This window comes from Amycolatopsis sp. NPDC102522, assembly GCF_055584485.1.
On the sequence record NZ_JBVJLY010000019.1, the window covers coordinates 92,082 to 108,391 of the forward strand.

A 16,310-nucleotide genomic window follows, 5' to 3' on the forward strand; every position below is an offset into this window, starting at 1 on the left:
GAAGAACTCCTTTAGTGGTTGCGCCGCAACGAAACGCGCGGCAGGAGGAGGGAAGCGACGAGGCCGATCGCCAGGGCCGGGATCATCACCCAGAACACGCCGTTGAGCGCGGAGGCGTACCCGGCGGGGCTGTCGGCGGCGAAGGCGTTCGTGAACACCGCGCCGAAAACGGTGAGCCCGGCGGTGGTGCCGAGGGACCGAAGGAAGCCGACGGTCGCGGAAACAGCGCCGAGATCGGTCCGGGCGACGTTCTGTTGGGCCGCCATGGAAAGCACCTGCATGTTGAGCCCGGCCGCCGCGCCGAACACGACGAGATAGCCGACGACGAGCAGCAGCGGTGTCGTTTCGTCCATTGTGGACATCGCGAGGGCGGCGGCGAGGCCGAGGGTCATGCTGAGGATCGGTGCCCAGCGGTAGGCGCCGGTCTTGGCGATGATCCGGCCCGCGACCATCGACGACGCGGCGACCGCGAGCGTCATGGGCAGCAGGAGGAGCCCTGCTTCCGAAGGCTCGGCACCACCCGCGGTCTGCAGGAAGAGCGCCAGATAGTTGACCGAACCGAGGAAGACGAACCCGGCCGCGGCACTGGCCAGCACGCTCAGGCTGAACATCCTGGCGCGGAACAACCGAAGCGGGATGACCGGTTCCGCCGCCCGGCGTTCGATGACCAGGAAGGCGACGAGCAGCACGGCGCCGATCGAGGCCGACAAAGGTGTCGCCAGGGTCAGGCCGACGATCGCGCCGGACAGGACGACGATGCCCGCGAAGTCGAACGGCGCGGTCGTCCGGCGTCGTTCGAGCCGCAGGAAGCGCGCGACGACGATAAGCGCGACCAGTCCGATCGGCACGTTGAGTCCGAAGATCGACCGCCAGCCCGCGAAATCGGTCAGCAAGCCGCCGACGACAGGGCCCGCCAGTGAGGATCCGGCGAAACAGAGCGAGAACCAGGCGAAATACCGGGCGCCTTCGCGACCGGGGAACAGTTCGCCGATGATCGCGGCGACCGCGACGAACAGACCGCCGGAGCCGATGCCCTGCAGGACACGGGCGGCGATCAGCAGCGGCATCGTCGGCGCGAGCGCGCAGGCGAGGGAGCCGAGGACGAACAGCGTGATCGCGACGAGAACGACATGTTTGCGGCCGAAGAGGTCGCCGAGTTTTCCGTAGACGGGCGCGCTGACACTGCCCGCCAGCAGATAGGCGGTGGTGACCCAGGCGAACGACGTGGCGCCGCCGAGTTCGCCGACCATCCGCGGCAGGGCGGTCGCGACGACCTGGGCGTCGAGCATCGCCAGGAAAACGGCGGCGAAGAGCCCGACGAGGGCAAGGGTGTTTCGGGCGCGCGGAGGCGCGCCGAGAGCGGTGCTCAAGAAAGGGGTCCATTCACTGGAAGAAACGAGGGAACGCGAAGGACGCAGGGCAGTGCTCGAAAGCAGCCCCGGTCCCCGCCAAGACGGGAAAAGGCTCAACCGTCATCCGAACCGGATGCGGTCCTCTTCGCGCTTGGCGATCACCTCGAATTCGTCCCGCTCGACCGTACGAACCCGGTCGGCGTCATCAGTGAAGGAACGTTGACATGGATGACCCTAGACAATCACATGTCTTTTGACAAGTACTAGTTCGAGAAGTCAGCCGATCCGCCGGTCAAGCGTCTCGGTGGACAGCTGCGGCCATGACTCCGCCCATTGCATCAGCGTGCTTGCCGACGGCTGAGCGGTCGAGCGCAGGTCCTCCTGCGGGTGGAAGAGGACGGTCGTGCCGTCCTCGGCGATCGGGATCAGGCCGGTGGCCGTCGGGAAGCAGCTGGGCGTCCGGGAAGTCGAAGATCCTTTGTCGCCATGATCGGCTTCTTCACGGTCTGTCCCCGGTCATCTACGCGGGTGGCGGTGCCTCGCCCGTTGTCCGCCACGGACACCGAACCGTCGGGATGCGGGGTGAGGCCGGATCGTCCGCCGCCGGGCGCGTATTCCGCTGGGCTTTGCCGAATACGTGCCAGATGCCCGGCATCCACCGTGCTCGCCCAATCGTGCGTGGTGTTCCGCCCCGGAACCAAGGACGTCCTCAGCGAAGGGGGACGACGTCGTCGTCCGGCTCGTCGCTGTCCCGGCGCCGCTCGCCCAGCTCGTCCGGGAAGACCCACTTCTTGAAACCCCAGAAGCGGAAGAACATCGCCAGGAACATGCCGATGATCGACCCGCTCGTGAAGTCCGCGAACTCCTGGACGAACCGGGTCACGTGTGGCACTTCGAGATCGAAGACGTAGCGCGACGTGTAGAGCGGGATCAGGTTGACCACCACGGCGATCCCGCTGATCACGAAGAAGAGCGCGGCCTCGTGATGCCGCTCGCGGCCGCCGCGGGTCCGGAAGGACCATTCGCGGTTGAGGATGTAGGACACGATCGTGGCGACGATGATCGCGATCGCCTTCGCCGTGGTCGGCTTCGACTCCAGCACGCTGAGTTTCAGCAGGTACCAGACGCCGTTGTCGACCAGGAACGTCGTACCGCCCACGATCGCGAACTTCAACAGCTCGCGGTGCTTGATCAGCACGGATCGGAGCGGCTCGGGCGTCCGGGAAAGGACGGATTCGACCACGGTCACTCGGTCAGTCTAATTCGCACAGGCCGCCGAATGGGTCAGGAGGGGGACAGGCGGCACGTTATATGACGCTTTGGGCGTTTCGGCGAGACGAAAGTCCAGGGCCGCCACTTTCGTCTCAGTCGTACTGAGCAAGCCCGCGAAAGCAGGCACCGATCGCGCCGGGGGAGCAAGGGACCTTTGCTATCGCCGGGCCCGCTGACCTGCGAAAAGAGAGCGGTATCTCAGGCGGCCGGGTCCTCGGGGATATCGGCGGTGTCGCCGGCGTCGGCAGTGGGTGGCCCGTCGCCCCGCACCAGCCGCGGCCGCGCGCCGGGCTCCGGGAAGACCCACTTCTTGAACGACCACCAGCGGAACACCGTGCCGAGCAGGGTCCCGATGACCATCCCACTGACGAAGTCCGCGATCTCCTGCGTCAGCAGCCCGACATGCGGCTGTTCCAGATCGAGCACGTGCCGCGAGATCAGCTGCGGAAGCGCGTTGAGGCCGAGCGCGATCGCGCTGAGCAGGAAGAAGAGCGTCGCCTCGTGGGCCCGCTCACGGCCGCCGCGGAAACGAAAGGACCATTCGCGGTTCGCGACGTACGAGAAAACGGTCGCCACCAGCACGCCGATCATCAGCGCGGTCACCGGTTTGTCGGTCAGCACGGTGAACTTCAGCCCGTAGGTGATCGTCATCGTGATGACGAAACTCGCGCCGCCGACCACGGCGAAACGCAGCAGCTCCCGGTGCCTCCCCAGCATGCGGGCACGCTACTCGAAGACGCGATCCACCACTCCGTCGGGCGACGTGGTCGGCTTCGACTTGCCCGGTCGCGGCGGCGCGCTCGTGGTCGCGGCCGGCGGGGTGGGCTCTTGCTTCGCCGGCTCCGAAGGCGTCGCGGACGGCGAAGGCTTCTTCGACGGCGAAGGCCACCCAGGTCGTCCCGGCTTCGGAGTCTGCGAAGTGATTGGAGGCTTCGAAGTGACCGAAGGCAGCGAAGGCACAGTGGTCGGCGGAAGCAGCCCGTTGTCGTCACACCAATGGCGCCAGCAGTCGAAGTAGATCCGCTCAGGCCCTGCCTTCGCACTGCCGAGGGTGGCGTTCACCGTCAACGGGACGTTTTCCGCCGGGCGGTTCTTCAACACGGCGTACACGCTCGCTTGGCGTCCCGGAGTCAGCGAGCCGCGCGAAGTGCATGACGCGCCCCCGCCGGTCGGAGTGCACCGGATACCGGACACGCTCCAGGAGAAGAGCAAGCGTTGGTCGAGGGTGACCGTCACCGGTTTCGTCGACTCGCCCGTGTTCGTCACAGTGATCCGCACCCGCGGATGGTGGTTCCAGGGGTACGCCGACAGCGCATCGGTCTTGAGCGTGAGCGTGAGAGCGTCCTGCGGCGGTGCCGGCACCTTGACCTTCACCGCGACCGACACCTTGATCCGCGCGCCCGCCGTCACCGAACCGGTCACCATGCTGCCGTTCACGGCCGTGTCATCGGCGACCAGGCGGAACGTCAGAACAGCGGACTGTCCCGGTTCGAGGCCGGTTCCGGTCTTGCAGGTCACCGTGCCGGTGCCGCCGGGGCAGCTCACCGCGATCGGAGCGGGTGCCTGCTGCCGGAAACCGTTGACGCCCATCGCGCCACCGCCGCCGGCGGCGGGAACGGCACTCACGCCCTCCGGCAGGTTCAGGGAAACCGCCACGGGCTCGGACTTCGATCCGCCGTCGTTGCGCACGGTGATCGGGAGGTCGGCTGCTTCACCGGGCTTGAGCTGGACACCGCCGGGCGGGGTCGACGCGGTCATCGCCGGAGGTGCCGGGATCACCGGCGAAGACGCGGGCGGCTCGGCGGGCGGAGGCGGCTGAGCCGGAGGAGGCTGCTCCGCCGGCGGAGCAGGAGGCGCGGGGGGTGCGGGAGGCGCAGGCGGGGCAGGAGGCGCGGGCGGAGCAGGAGGGGGCACGGGCTTCGCGGGCGGCACGACCGGAGGAATCACCGGCGCGGGTGCGGGCGCCACAGCGGGCGGCGGGACGGCCGCGGCCGCCGGGATCTCCTGGGTGCCGCCACCGGCGGCGAGCGCCACCGCGACGGCGGCGACGATGGCCGCACCCGATCCGGCCACTCCGGCGAACTGGCGCGGTCCGGCCGCGGCGGCGCCGGCCGCCCCGCCCGAACTCGAACCCGCGGCGGCGGCCGTCGCGGCCGCGGTGACCGCGCCCGCCTTGCCCGCCCCGGTCGTCGCGAGGTAGCCGAGAGCCGCGCCACCGAGCACGATCGGCGCGATGATCCCGCGCAGACCGGTGTTGACGTCGGCCAGTTCCGCGGCCAGCGCGCGGCATTTCTCGCATTCGTCCAGGTGGATCTCCACCTGGGCACGTTCACGTTTGGACAACCCGTCGCGAGTCCACGCGCCGAGCTTGTCCGCGCTCGCGCGGCAGCGTTCGCCGGAGTTCTCGGCCAGGTGGACCTGCAGATAGGCCTGCCGCAGGCCTTCACGGGCGCGGTAGGCGAGCGCGGAGACACCGTTCGCGGTCAGCCCCAGCAGCGGCGCGACCTCGGCGGGGCTCTGCCCCTCGATCTCGGTGTGCCACAGCACCGCCTGCCACCGTTCGGGCAGCCGGGCGAACGCCTTCGCGGCGAGCGTGCGCTCGAGCCCGGCGACGGCTGTGTCGGAGAAGGGGACTGTCAGCGCTTCGCCGACGGCACCGCCGACGTCGGACATGTCCTCGTTCAGGTCGAGGCGCTTGTCCTTGCGCGTCTTGTCGTAGGCGGTGTGCCGGAGCGCTGTCAGCAGGTACGCGCGGAAAGCGGCATCGGGGCCTTTACCGCCGCGCAGCGTGTCCAGCACCTTCGCGAAGGCTTCGGAAACGAGGTCGTCGGCTTCGGAACTCGATCGGGCGAGTTGACGGGCGAGATTGTGCGCCGCGCCGGAGTGACGTTCGTAAAGCGTTCCGTAAGACGCGATCTTCCCGTCACGCACCTCGGCGATCAGCTCGGCGTCACTCTTACCGGAGAGATCGGCGGGAACGGTGGACACGGGACTCCTTCATCTGCGGGTTAGGCGGGTCTACTCTTCCTAACGCCCGAACACGCTCAGTGTGACGGAACGGGCGACGCACGTCACCTCGCGGCCCCGCCGATGACCCGGAGGGCCCAACGCCTTCACCCGGGACGGGTTACCGAAGAGTTCGGAAAGATCCTTGGAAAACGCCGTCACGCACGACGTGGACAGGCGTCCCCACCGTGAAGCGATCGCAAGATCGAAAAGATCCGGAACGGAAGGGGCGGTGGGTAGTGGACGTACCGGCGACTGGTGCGCCCGACGGGCAAGCCGCCTGGAACCGGTTCGAACGAGATCGCTCTCTTCGCGCCCTGCGGGCCCGCTGGCGGACAGCCAGTTTGGCCGCGGGCTGGCGTTTCCCCAGTGACTGGGGCCTCCCCGAGGTCGACGCCGTCTGCGCGGCGGTGATCAAGAACGGCCGGGTCGCTTCCGCCGACGTGGCGGAAACCGCGCTCGCGGGGCTGGGCCGGGCACGCGCCGCGGCGGGTGCCGGGCTGGCGGAGACGCTCGCGGATCTCGCGGCGTTGCACGCTGTGCTCGCCGACCCGGACGCGGTGGACGGCTTCATCGCACCCGATGTCGACACGACACCTTCCCGGTTACTCCGGGTGACGGCGCTGGCGTGGGCGGACGTCGCGACCGATCAGCTCGTGAACACCGAAGTCACCGAACCGCTCACCGGGCTGCCCACCGCCGCCTACCTGAGGACCCGGTTGAGTGAGCTGTACCGCCAGGCCCGCCGTGAGGAGCGGCCGGTGTCGGAGGTGCACACCCTGCTCGTGGTCTCGATGGACTTCAGCGCTGTCGCGGGCTGGCCCCGGCTGACCGGGATGATCCTGGTCGCGGACGCGCTGAAGCAGGTGTTCGACGGCGGGGAGAGCGTCGCGTCGCTCGGGCCTTCCGTCGCGGGCGTGCTGGTGCCGAAGGACGTGAGGCTCGCTTCGTCCGGCGTCGCGCTGCGAAGGGCGCTCAACGAGCGGCTTTCGGTGGACGCCCAACTGTGTGACACCGGCCGTCCGCAGATTTCGGCCGTCCGGCTCCCGGCGACCTACGACCAGGCGTGTGATCTCCTCAGCGGGCTCGCGCGGTCCTGACGGGGGTAGCGCAGGACGTTCTCCTGGTCACGGGCGACCCTGTCGAGGTGCGAAGAGCCGGTTCATGATTTCCTGTTTGTGTGACCCGGACTGTTCCCGCCGACACCAACGGCGACGTTTCGGCGAGCCGCCCGCAGCATCGTCTGTCGCTGCGGAGGTCGCTCGCCCGCTTGTCCGTCCGGCCGAGATCGATCCTGATCCTGTCGGTGATCCCGCTGGTCGCGATCGGTTTCGGTATCTGGGGATGGCAGCACGAATGGGTGCTGGGCGTGGACAGCGCGGTGTACCGCGCCGGCGCCGAGACACTGCTCAACGGCGATCCGCTGTACGACGCGAACACGCTTCCGGTGGAGCCGTGGTGGGCGCTGTTGCCGTTCACCTATCCGCCGACGGCGGCGCTGTTCTTCATCCCGCTCGCGCTGGTCCCGACGCAGGTCGCCTGGGGGCTCCTGACCGCGGTCTCGCTGCTCGCGCTGGCGCTGTGCGTCCGGATCGCCATCGGTGCGCTGCCGAAGCCCTCGACCGACGGCCCCCGCTGGTGGGCCTCGCCCGCCCGGTCCACGATCGCGTTCTTCCTGGTCTTCCTCGGTCTTGAGCCGGTGTGGCGCACGACCTTCCTCGGCCAGATCAACATCATCCTGATGGCGCTGGTGATGCTCGACATCCTGGTGATCGGGGCCAGGGGCAGCCGCTGGGGCGGGGTGCTCGTCGGAGTCGCGGCCGCGATCAAGCTCACCCCGATCGTCTTCCTGGGACATCTGTTCATCACCGGCCGCCGGATGGACGCCATCCGCGGGCTCATCACGTTCATCGTGCTGCAGGGCCTGATGTTCCTGATCATCCCGCACGACGCGTTCCGGTACTGGACCTACACGCTGCCCGACACCGGCCGTATCGGACCGGTGCACTGGGCGGGCAACCAGTCGTTGAACGCGTTGATGAACCGCTTCACCGAACTCGCGCCTTGGGCGTCGAAGGCGGCGATGGGGATCGGCGCGCTGCTCGCGATCCCGGCCATCTGGCTGGTGCTGCGTTTCCACCGCAAGGGCCAGGCGCTCGCGGCGATGCTGGTGACGGCGTTCTGGATCCTGCTGATCTCGCCGATCTCGTGGACCCACCACTGGGTCTGGGTGGCGCCGCTGGTCGTCCTGCTGGTCTCGCGCCTGCCGAAGACCACGCCAGCCACCGCGTGGAAACGCTGGCTCGGCACCTTCGCGGTGTTCTTCGTCTTCATCAGTTGTGTACTGCTGATCTTGCCGAACGGCCGCAATGTCGAGCTGCACTGGAAGGTGTGGCAGAACATCCTCGGCAGCGCGTACATCTTCATGCCGCTGGTGCTGGCCGTCGCGCTGGCCGGGCGCTGGTGGTACCTGCGCCGGAAGCGGGGCACGGGGGACGACGCTGCGGGGGACGGCGAAAAACATGCTGAAGTCGCGTCCGGCGGCTGAGCCCCGGATCGTCGGGGCCACGCTGGCGGGCGCGCTCGCGCTGGCGATGCTCGCGCTGGGCGTCGTCGCCTGGCTCGGCGAATGGCACCTCGGTGCGGACAGCGCCGTCTATCGCGCCGGTGCCCTCACCCTGCTGAAAGGTGAGCCGCTCTACACCCGCGAGGCGCTCACGACGTTGCCTCCGTGGGTGTTGCTGCCGTTCACCTACACCCCGGCCGCGGCGCCGCTGTTCCTGCCACTCGCGATCGTCCCCGCCGGGCTGACCTGGGGCGTCGCAGGCGCGCTCTCGCTGGTCTGCCTGAGCGTCGTGATCTCCGTCGTCGCCCGCGCCTGCGGCGCCCCCATCACCCGATGGTGGGTGCTGCCGCTGGCCACGGCGGGCGCGGTTGCGCTGGAGCCGGTCTGGAAGACGATCTTCCTCGGCCAGATCAACCTCATCCTGATGGCGTTGATCGTCCTCGACGTCCTGGTGCTTTCGGCCCGAGGTTCGCGCTGGGCCGGGGTACTGATCGGGATCTCGGCCGCGATCAAGCTGACGCCGCTGATCTTCGTACCGCACCTGCTGTTCACCGGTCGCTGGAAGGACGCGCTGCGGGCACTCGGCACGTTCGTCGTGCTCGAAGCCGTGATGTTCGCGGTGATCCCCGGTGACGCCGTCCGGTTCTGGACCGAATCGGCGACCGACCCCAGCCGGGTCGGCTCCGTGCACTGGATCTTCAACCAATCGCTGAACGGTCTGGTGAACCGCGCTTCGGAACTCGCGCCGTGGTCGCTGACGGTGGCCATCGCGATCGGCGCAGTCTTGGCCGTCCCCGCCGTCTGGCTGGTCGTGCGCCTGCACCGTCGTGGCGACCAGGTCGGCGCGCTGCTGGTGACCGCGTTCTACGGGCTGTTGCTCTCGCCGGTGTCCTGGTCACACCACTGGGTGTGGACGGTGCCGCTGCTCGTCCTGCTCGTCGTCCGCCGATCGTGGATTCCGGCCGCCGGTGTCGCGGTGCTGTTCGCGAGCGGGGTGATCATGTTCGTGCCCAACGGCGGGAAGACCGAGTTCGGCTGGGGGCTGGGCTGGTCGCTGCTCGGCAACGTCTACGTCCTCACCGCTGCGATCGCCATCACAGGCCTGGCCGTGCGGGAGCTGCGACGCGGGTCCGCCCAGGTCGCGGCGGTGGCGGCCAAGTAATCTCTCCCCCGTTATGGACAAACGAACCGGTCTTCCGATCGTGGGCATGGTGGGCGGCGGACAGCTGGCCAGGATGACCCACCAGGCGGCGATCTCCCTCGGCCAGTCCCTGCGCGTGCTGGCCGCCGGGGAGAACGAATCCGCCGGCCTCGTCGCGGGCGAGGTCGTGCACGGGCACCACACCGACCTCGAAGCGCTGCGCTCGTTCGCCGCCGGGGTCGACGTGCTGACCTTCGACCACGAGCACGTCCCCGGCGAGCACCTGCTGACGCTCGCGATGGAAGGCGTCACCATCCGGCCCGACCCGGCCGCGCTGTCGATGGCGCAGAACAAGCTCATCATGCGCGAGATGATGGCCGGGCTGGAGATCCCCGGCCCCGACTTCGCCGAAGTGTCCTCTGTGGACGATGTGGTCTCCTTCGGCGACAAGCACTCCTGGCCGGTGGTGCTCAAGGCAGCGCAGGGCGGCTACGACGGCCGCGGTGTCTGGATGCTCGACACCGCGCAGCAGGCCCGCGAGACCGTCCCCGAACTGCTCGAAGCCGGGACCCCCCTGCTGGTCGAGGAAAAGGTCGTCATGCGGCGCGAACTGTCCGCGCTGGTGGCCCGGTCCCCGTTCGGGCAGGGCGCGGCGTGGCCGGTGGTGGAGACCGTGCAGTCCGGCGGGATCAACACCGAGGTGCTCGCTCCGGCGCCGGGGCTGAGCTTCGCGCGCACGCAGGAGGCGCAGGACCTCGCGCTGCGGATCGCGGCCACCCTGAACGTGACCGGGCTGCTCGCCGTCGAGCTGTTCGAGACCGACGAAGGCCTGCTGGTCAACGAGCTCGCCATGCGCCCGCACAACTCGGGACACTGGACGCAGGACGGCTCGCGGACGTCGCAGTTCGAACAGCACCTGCGCGCCGTACTCGACTACCCGCTCGGGCTGACCGACCTGATCGCCCCCGCCTGTGTGATGGCGAACGTCCTCGGTGCTCCCGAGGCGCCGGAGATGGGGCCGGACGAGCGGCTGCACCACCTGTTCGCGCGGTACCCGGACATCCGCGTCCACCTGTACGGCAAGGGAGAGCGTCCCGGCCGCAAACTCGGCCACGTCAACCTCGTGGGCGAACGCATGGAGGAGCTACGCGACCGCGCGCTGCTCGCCGCGCACTGGCTTTCCCACGCCGTCTGGCTCGACGGCTACGAGATCCACTAGGCGCCTGTCGGCGGAGCCGAGTTTTACCAGGAGAAGTGACCACAAGCGTGAACCCGCCCGGCCGAAGGCCCCGCTATCGCGGGTTCACCGGCAAATAATAGGAGTATGAAGATGTCGCCGCAGGTTGGCCTGATCATGGGCAGCGATTCGGACTGGCCGACGATGGAAGCGGCCGGGCAGGCGCTGGGCGAGTTCGGCGTCGAGTACGAGGTCGGCGTCTATTCGGCGCACCGCACTCCGCAGCGGATGCTCGACTACGCGACTTCGGCCGCTTCGCGCGGCGTGCGCGTGATCATCGCGGGCGCCGGCGGTGCCGCGCACCTGCCGGGCATGGTCGCGTCGGCGACGGTGCTGCCGGTGATCGGCGTGCCGGTGCCGCTGAAGTACCTCGACGGCATGGACTCGCTGCTCTCGATCGTGCAGATGCCGGCCGGTGTCCCGGTCGCGACGGTTTCCGTTGGCGGGGCACGGAACGCCGGTCTGCTCGCGGTGCGCATCCTCGCCGCTTCCGACGAGGGGCTGCAGGCGAAGATGGCGCGGTTCCAGGCGGATCTGGAGCAGCTGGTGCTCGACAAGGACGCCGCGCTGCGCAAACGCGTCGAAGGCTGACGAAAAGCGGGGAATCACTCGGCCCCTCTGCCGATAACTGTAAGGTTTCGGCCGGGCACCATCGGTCAGTTCGATCGATGGTGGAGGAGGGGTTATGACGCGCACGCCGAAAATGTTCGTGGTGGTACTGGCAGCACTGATGTTCGCCGGTTGTGGCAGCGGGAGAATTCTCGAGAACAGGCCCTCGCCTGCCTTGACGGGGCCTGCGATTCCGGCTGTGCCGGTACAAAATCCGTTGCCTCTGGATTCTTTCAAGGCGGATCCTTGCGGCGTTCTCGAGCGTGCGGAAGTCGCCGCGCTGATCGCTGATCCGCCGGACAAGGTGACAGTGGACCGGTATTCCACCGGGTACAACACTTCCTGCAAGTGGGATCGGCCCAAGGCGGGCTCGCTTGAAGTCCGGAATCCGACGGCCGACTTGGGCAGCCTTGACGATCGGATGACTCGGCGGAGAGAAGGCAAAGTGACGTTCTCCCACTGGCGAGAGCTGTCGATCGGTGGCCTTCCCGCTGTCGAGCAGGTCGGGAATCCTCCGGTCTTCGAATACAACGGTTACACCCTCAAGGCCTGCACTGTCGAGGTCGGAGCCACGGAAACCGGAGTGCTGGAATTCAAATACTCCCAGTTCGACGACGAGAAGTCGCAGTACTGGGGGGACGACCGGTGCGCGGCCGCGCTCAAAGCCGCGGAGTTCGTGATCGGAAACCTCCGCGGCCGCTGAGGTTCAGTCGGCGAGTTGCTTCCGCAGCTCCCGTTTCAGCACCTTCCCGGCGGCCGACACCGGGATCTGGTCGACGAAGTGGATCGCCCGCAGCCGTTTGTACGGCAGGACGCGAGCACCGACGGCCTCCAGGAGCTGTTCGGCGGTGACGTTCTCGTCGCTGCGGACCACGAACGCGACAGGCAGTTCACCGACCTCGGTGTCCGGTTTGCCGACGACGGCCGCCGCGGTGACGCCGGGCAGGGTGATCAGCAGCTCTTCGAGTTCGCGCGGGAAGACGTTGTATCCCTTGTACAGCAGCATGTCCTTCTTGCGATCCACAATGGACAGGTAGCCGTCCTCGTCGAGGATGCCGATGTCGCCGGTGTGCAGCCAGCCGTCGACGAGCGCGGACGCGGTCTCCTCGGGCCGGTGGCGATAGCCGGTCATCACCTGCGGGCCACGCAGGCACACCTCACCGCTTTCCCCGGCGGGCAACGGATCCTCGCCGCCTTCGGCCGAGACGATCTTGATCTCGGTGTCGGGGAGCGGCAGGCCGACCGAGCCGACCTTCCGGACGGCGGAGCGATAGGCCGGCGCGATGACGGCGCCCATGGTGACCTCGGTGAGCCCGTAGCCCTCGATGACCAGCACGCCGGGGAAGCGGTTCTGCAGGGCGCGGATCATCTCGTGGTTCATCGGCGCCGCGCCGGAGCCGATGGTCAACACCGAGGACAGGTCGGCCGTGTGAAACTCGGGGCAGGCGAGCAGCGCGGCGAACAGCGCGGGCGCCCCGCCGATGGTGGTGACCCGCAGCAGCTCGGCGTCGGCCACGTACGCGGCGGGGTCGAAGCGGTCGTGCAGGACGATGGTGGCGCCGTCGAGCAGCGGGACGTTGAGCGCGGCGATGGTCCCCATCGCGTGGAACCACGGCGTGAGGTTGAGGGCGATGCCGGTGCCGATCCTGGACGGCCATTCGTCCGGGCTTCCGTGCTGCTCGACGATCACTTCGCCCGACGCGTCGAGGGCGGGGAGCGCGCCCAGCCGCCAGCAGGAACTCTGCAGGCTGTTGACCACGACGTTCCGGTGTGGCAGGCAGACACCCTTCGAGCGGCCGGTGGTGCCGCCGGTGTACGCCAGGTGGGCGAGATCGCGGTAGATGTCGATCTCCACGTCCGGCCGCTCGTCGGAGTGACCGGAGTAGAACTCCGTGAACTCGACTTCGCCCTCGCTCACTGCCTCGGGCGGGTGAACGACGATGCTCAGCCGGACCGAGGTCCGATCACGGACCGAAGCGAGCACTCGGGCGACAGGGCCGACGGTGACGGCGGCGACCGCCCCGGCGTCGGCCAGCTGGAAGGCGAGGTCGTCCGGCGGGAGCAGGGGGTTCGCCGGGCTGAAGGTGGCCCCGGCGAGCAGCGTCCCGTAGTACGCGATCGGGTAGGCCAGGCAGTTCGGCAGGTGGAGGGCCACGACGTCGCCCCGGCCGATGCCCTCGGCACGCAGGGCGTTCGCGAACCGGCAGGCCGCGCTGTACGTCTCGGAGAAGGTGAGGCTCCGGTCTCCGTGGGCGAAGGCCGTGCGGGAGCCCCAGCGAGCAGCGGCTCCGGCCAGCACCGAACCGACGGGAACCTCGGGATAATCGAGCGACCGGGGGAGCGGAGTGAGCTGCATCACCCGAACGTACGGACTTTGCGGTCAAAGACACAAGCGCTCGCGATGTCGCGGAATGTGAACGAGCGCTAACATCGGTCAAACTCCCAAACGCGGTTAGAAGAGGTGACGAAGGTGTCTGACGGCCCGGGTCTGTACCAGCTTGCCGAGGAGCACGAGGAGCTGCGGGCCGCGGTGCGTGCCCTCGCGGAGAAGGAGATCGAGCCCTACGCGGCCGAGGTCGACGAGGACGAGCGCTACCCGATCGAGGCGTACAACGCGCTGGTCAAGTCGGGTTTCAACGCCGTGCACATCGAAGAGGCCTACGACGGCCAGGGCGCGGACGCCATCGCCGCCTGCATCGTGATCGAAGAGGTCGCGCGTGTCGACGCGTCGGCGTCGCTGATCCCGGCGGTGAACAAGCTGGGCACGGTACCGATCATCCTTTCGGCGTCGGAAGACCTCAAGAAGCTCGTACTGCCGTCGATCGCCTCGGGCGAGACCTCGGCGTCGTACGCGCTTTCGGAGCGCGAAGCCGGCTCGGACACCGCCTCGATGCGCACCCGCGCGAAGCTCGACGGCGACCACTGGGTGCTGAACGGCACCAAGTGCTGGATCACCAACGCGGGTGAATCGTCCTGGTACACCGTGATGGCGGTGACCGACCCCGAAGCCGAGAAGAAGGCCAACGGCATCTCCGCGTTCGTCGTGCACAAGGACGACCCCGGCTTCACCGTCGGCTCGAAGGAGCGGAAGCTCGGCATCAAGGGCTCGCCGACCCGCGAGATCCACTTCGAGAACTGCACCATCCCGGCCGACCGCATCATCGGCGAGCCCGGCACCGGCCTGAAGACCGCGCTGCGCACTCTCGACCACACCCGCCCGACCATCGGCGCGCAGGCGCTGGGCATCGCGCAGGGCGCGCTCGACGCGTCCATCGCGTACGTCAAGGAGCGCAAGCAGTTCGGCAAGTCGATCTCGGAGTTCCAGGGCGTCCAGTTCATGCTGGCCGACATGGGCATCAAGATCGAGGCCGCCCGGAACCTCGTCTACGCCTCCGCCGCGGCGACCGAGCGTGGCGACAAGCGCGGCGGCTACATGGCCGCGGCCGCGAAGGCGTACGCGTCGGACATCGCGATGTCGGTGACGACGGACGCGGTGCAGCTCTTCGGCGGCGCGGGCTACACGCGCGACTTCCCGGTGGAGCGCATGATGCGCGACGCGAAGATCACGCAGATCTACGAAGGCACCAACCAGATCCAGCGCATGGTCATGGCCCGCGCCCTGCTCAAGGGCTGATTTGATCTTGATCCGGTAGTTCGGGCGGCTCTGGCTGCTCATGATCAGGCCGCCTCCAGGCCGTCATGGGCACCAGGCCGCCCGAACACTGCGTCGATGGCCTGTCGAGCCCGCTCGTGGCTCGACGGGACGAGGTGCGTGTACGTCCGCAGGGTGAATCCGGCATCGGAGTGGCCGAGGTACTCGGCGAGTTCCTTGATCGACACGGCGCGAGACAGCAGCGTCGAGGCGAAGAAGTGCCGCAGTGCGTGCATGCCGTCCGCCCGGCCACGGTAGGTGATCTCAGCCGCCCTGAACGCGCCCTGCCAGACGACCTTGGTGAACAGATCTCCGGTGTAGAGCCGCCCCTCTTCCCCTGTCATCAAGAGCCGGACCGTCACAGGTTCGCCGTCTGACTTCCGCCACGGAAGCGTGACCGCGACGGACGGGAACCGGTCCTCATGGTCGTCGATCTCGGCCAGCATGGCGGGGGAGAGCGGCACAGTTCGCGTCTTCCCACCCTTCGGCGGGGCGAACATCATCACGCCCTTGACGGTCTTGATCTGCCGTTGAACGTGGACAGTCATCGCGTCCCGGTCGATGTCATCCGGGGAGTACCCGAGGATTTCCCCTTGCCGCAGGCCCAGCCCGGAGCCCAGCGGAACGGCGATTCGGAACCGCTCGGCGAGCCCTTTCCGCACCTTGTGCACTCGCTCTTCCGGCCACACGACGACCTGCGGGCTTTCACCGACCGGCCGTCGAACCGTCTTGGCATGACAGGGGTTCTCTCGAATCAGCCTGTCGTCCACCGCTGAGTCCAACACGCCAGCCACGACGGTGAACAGGACGACCTGATAGTTCGTGGACAGCCCCCGTTCGTCCATGTCGCCCACCCAATCACGGATGGTGGACGGCTTGATTTGGCTGAACTTCAGGTGTCCGAAGGTCGGGTAGATCTGACTTTCCAGACGGCTACGCAGAATCTCGCGGGTGGCCGGATCGGGTGAGGTGGCCTTGAGCCAGCTCTCACCCTGCTTCCGGAAGACCTTCGACGACGCCCGCGGATCGATGTACTTGTCTTCGCGCTTGTCCGACTCCACGCCGATGAGGAAGTTTTCAGCGCGCTTCTTTTGCTTGTCCGGGAACGACTTCGAGCGCTCTTCGTTGTCGGGGTCGAGATAGCGGACCTTGTACCGCATGCCGATGCCGTACAGCTCGGTCTTTTCGAGCACGGGCTTGCCCCGCCCGTTGAGGATGACCTTTCCGGTCTCCTCGTCACGGGCGGGGCGATACCAGCGATCTTGAATGTGTCCCATCAGGCCGCCGCCTCGTCTGTGCTCCAGGCACGGACCTTGGTCGGGTCATACCGGAGGTGACGGCCGATCTTCCGTACCGGCGGCCCCTCACCGAGCCACTTCCACTGGTAGAGCGTCTTGACCGGTACGCCGAGGTAGGCCGAGACGTCTTCGACCGACCAGAGCCGGTCCACATTGCTCACGTTGTCCATGTCGTCC

The 16,310-nt window shown here is 68.0% G+C and carries 14 protein-coding genes; 7 read left to right on the forward strand and 7 right to left on the reverse strand.

Annotation, left to right across the window (positions count from 1 at the left end):
* Positions 1-11: 11 nt before the first annotated feature.
* The 4 genes from ACZ6YV_RS32955 to ACZ6YV_RS32970 all read right to left on the reverse strand — a co-directional run bounded on the left by ACZ6YV_RS32955 (position 12) and on the right by ACZ6YV_RS32970 (position 5,612).
* Complete coding sequence (locus ACZ6YV_RS32955; RefSeq protein ID WP_465513327.1) at positions 12-1,370, reverse strand: MDR family MFS transporter; 1,359 nt, start codon at positions 1,368-1,370, stop codon at positions 12-14.
* 691 nt (positions 1,371-2,061) lie between these two features.
* Entirely contained in the window at positions 2,062-2,601 is a 540-nt protein-coding gene (locus ACZ6YV_RS32960) for a GtrA family protein (RefSeq protein ID WP_005155476.1), read from the reverse strand.
* A gap of 221 nt (positions 2,602-2,822) precedes the next feature.
* Positions 2,823-3,341, reverse strand: a complete 519-nt coding sequence (locus ACZ6YV_RS32965; RefSeq protein WP_465513328.1) for a GtrA family protein — start codon at positions 3,339-3,341, stop codon at positions 2,823-2,825.
* Between the two features lie 9 nt (positions 3,342-3,350).
* Positions 3,351-5,612, reverse strand: a complete 2,262-nt coding sequence (locus ACZ6YV_RS32970; protein ID WP_465513329.1) for a sigma-70 family RNA polymerase sigma factor — start codon at positions 5,610-5,612, stop codon at positions 3,351-3,353.
* A gap of 257 nt (positions 5,613-5,869) precedes the next feature.
* On the opposite strand from ACZ6YV_RS32970, the gene ACZ6YV_RS32975 reads away from it, so the two are divergent.
* The 6 genes from ACZ6YV_RS32975 (at position 5,870) to ACZ6YV_RS33000 (ending at position 11,886) form a co-directional block, all read left to right on the forward strand.
* Positions 5,870-6,730 (forward strand): GGDEF domain-containing protein, encoded by an 861-nt coding sequence (locus tag ACZ6YV_RS32975; RefSeq protein ID WP_378240796.1) that lies wholly within the window; start codon positions 5,870-5,872, stop codon positions 6,728-6,730.
* A gap of 80 nt (positions 6,731-6,810) precedes the next feature.
* A complete protein-coding gene (locus ACZ6YV_RS32980) occupies positions 6,811-8,178 on the forward strand; it encodes a glycosyltransferase 87 family protein (protein WP_465513330.1) in 1,368 nt (455 codons plus the stop codon).
* On the forward strand, positions 8,153-9,358 hold the full coding sequence (locus ACZ6YV_RS32985) for a glycosyltransferase 87 family protein (protein ID WP_465513331.1): 1,206 nt from the start codon (positions 8,153-8,155) through the stop codon (positions 9,356-9,358). Before ACZ6YV_RS32980 ends, ACZ6YV_RS32985 begins: the two co-directional genes overlap by 26 nt.
* A 13-nt stretch (positions 9,359-9,371) precedes the next feature.
* Entirely contained in the window at positions 9,372-10,556 is a 1,185-nt protein-coding gene (locus ACZ6YV_RS32990; protein ID WP_465513332.1) for a 5-(carboxyamino)imidazole ribonucleotide synthase, read from the forward strand.
* Positions 10,557-10,667: 111 nt separating this feature from the next.
* On the forward strand, positions 10,668-11,165 hold the full coding sequence (purE, locus tag ACZ6YV_RS32995; RefSeq protein WP_378240800.1) for a 5-(carboxyamino)imidazole ribonucleotide mutase: 498 nt from the start codon (positions 10,668-10,670) through the stop codon (positions 11,163-11,165).
* Positions 11,166-11,259: 94 nt separating this feature from the next.
* On the forward strand, positions 11,260-11,886 hold the full coding sequence (locus tag ACZ6YV_RS33000) for a DUF3558 family protein (protein WP_465513333.1): 627 nt from the start codon (positions 11,260-11,262) through the stop codon (positions 11,884-11,886).
* A gap of 3 nt (positions 11,887-11,889) precedes the next feature.
* On the opposite strand, the gene ACZ6YV_RS33005 is transcribed toward ACZ6YV_RS33000, so the two are convergent.
* Positions 11,890-13,539: a class I adenylate-forming enzyme family protein gene (locus ACZ6YV_RS33005; protein ID WP_465513334.1), complete on the reverse strand. Its 1,650-nt coding sequence runs from the start codon at positions 13,537-13,539 to the stop codon at positions 11,890-11,892.
* 105 nt (positions 13,540-13,644) lie between these two features.
* On the opposite strand from ACZ6YV_RS33005, the gene ACZ6YV_RS33010 reads away from it, so the two are divergent.
* Positions 13,645-14,817: an acyl-CoA dehydrogenase family protein gene (locus ACZ6YV_RS33010; protein WP_465513335.1), complete on the forward strand. Its 1,173-nt coding sequence runs from the start codon at positions 13,645-13,647 to the stop codon at positions 14,815-14,817.
* A 44-nt stretch (positions 14,818-14,861) separates the two neighbouring features.
* Here the strand turns inward: ACZ6YV_RS33010 and ACZ6YV_RS33015 are convergent, their stop codons facing one another.
* Positions 14,862-16,112 (reverse strand): tyrosine-type recombinase/integrase, encoded by a 1,251-nt coding sequence (locus ACZ6YV_RS33015; RefSeq protein WP_465513336.1) that lies wholly within the window; start codon positions 16,110-16,112, stop codon positions 14,862-14,864.
* Complete coding sequence (locus ACZ6YV_RS33020; RefSeq protein ID WP_125789909.1) at positions 16,112-16,303, reverse strand: helix-turn-helix transcriptional regulator; 192 nt, start codon at positions 16,301-16,303, stop codon at positions 16,112-16,114. The genes ACZ6YV_RS33015 and ACZ6YV_RS33020 overlap by 1 nt, the downstream gene beginning before the upstream one ends.
* Positions 16,304-16,310 lie beyond the last annotated feature (7 nt).

What these genes read in the sequence shown, in the direction of transcription:
- ACZ6YV_RS33000 (WP_465513333.1), top strand. Translation starts at nt 11,260, where the DNA reads ATGACGCGCACGCCGAAAATGTTCGTGGTGGTACTGGCAGCACTGATG.
- ACZ6YV_RS32965 (WP_465513328.1), bottom strand. Translation starts at nt 3,341, where the DNA reads ATGCTGGGGAGGCACCGGGAGCTGCTGCGTTTCGCCGTGGTCGGCGGC.
- ACZ6YV_RS33005 (WP_465513334.1), bottom strand. Translation starts at nt 13,539, where the DNA reads ATGCAGCTCACTCCGCTCCCCCGGTCGCTCGATTATCCCGAGGTTCCC.
- ACZ6YV_RS33015 (WP_465513336.1), bottom strand. Translation starts at nt 16,112, where the DNA reads ATGGGACACATTCAAGATCGCTGGTATCGCCCCGCCCGTGACGAGGAG.
- ACZ6YV_RS32985 (WP_465513331.1), top strand. Translation starts at nt 8,153, where the DNA reads ATGCTGAAGTCGCGTCCGGCGGCTGAGCCCCGGATCGTCGGGGCCACG.
- ACZ6YV_RS33020 (WP_125789909.1), bottom strand. Translation starts at nt 16,303, where the DNA reads ATGGACAACGTGAGCAATGTGGACCGGCTCTGGTCGGTCGAAGACGTC.
- purE (WP_378240800.1), top strand. Translation starts at nt 10,668, where the DNA reads ATGTCGCCGCAGGTTGGCCTGATCATGGGCAGCGATTCGGACTGGCCG.
- ACZ6YV_RS32990 (WP_465513332.1), top strand. Translation starts at nt 9,372, where the DNA reads ATGGACAAACGAACCGGTCTTCCGATCGTGGGCATGGTGGGCGGCGGA.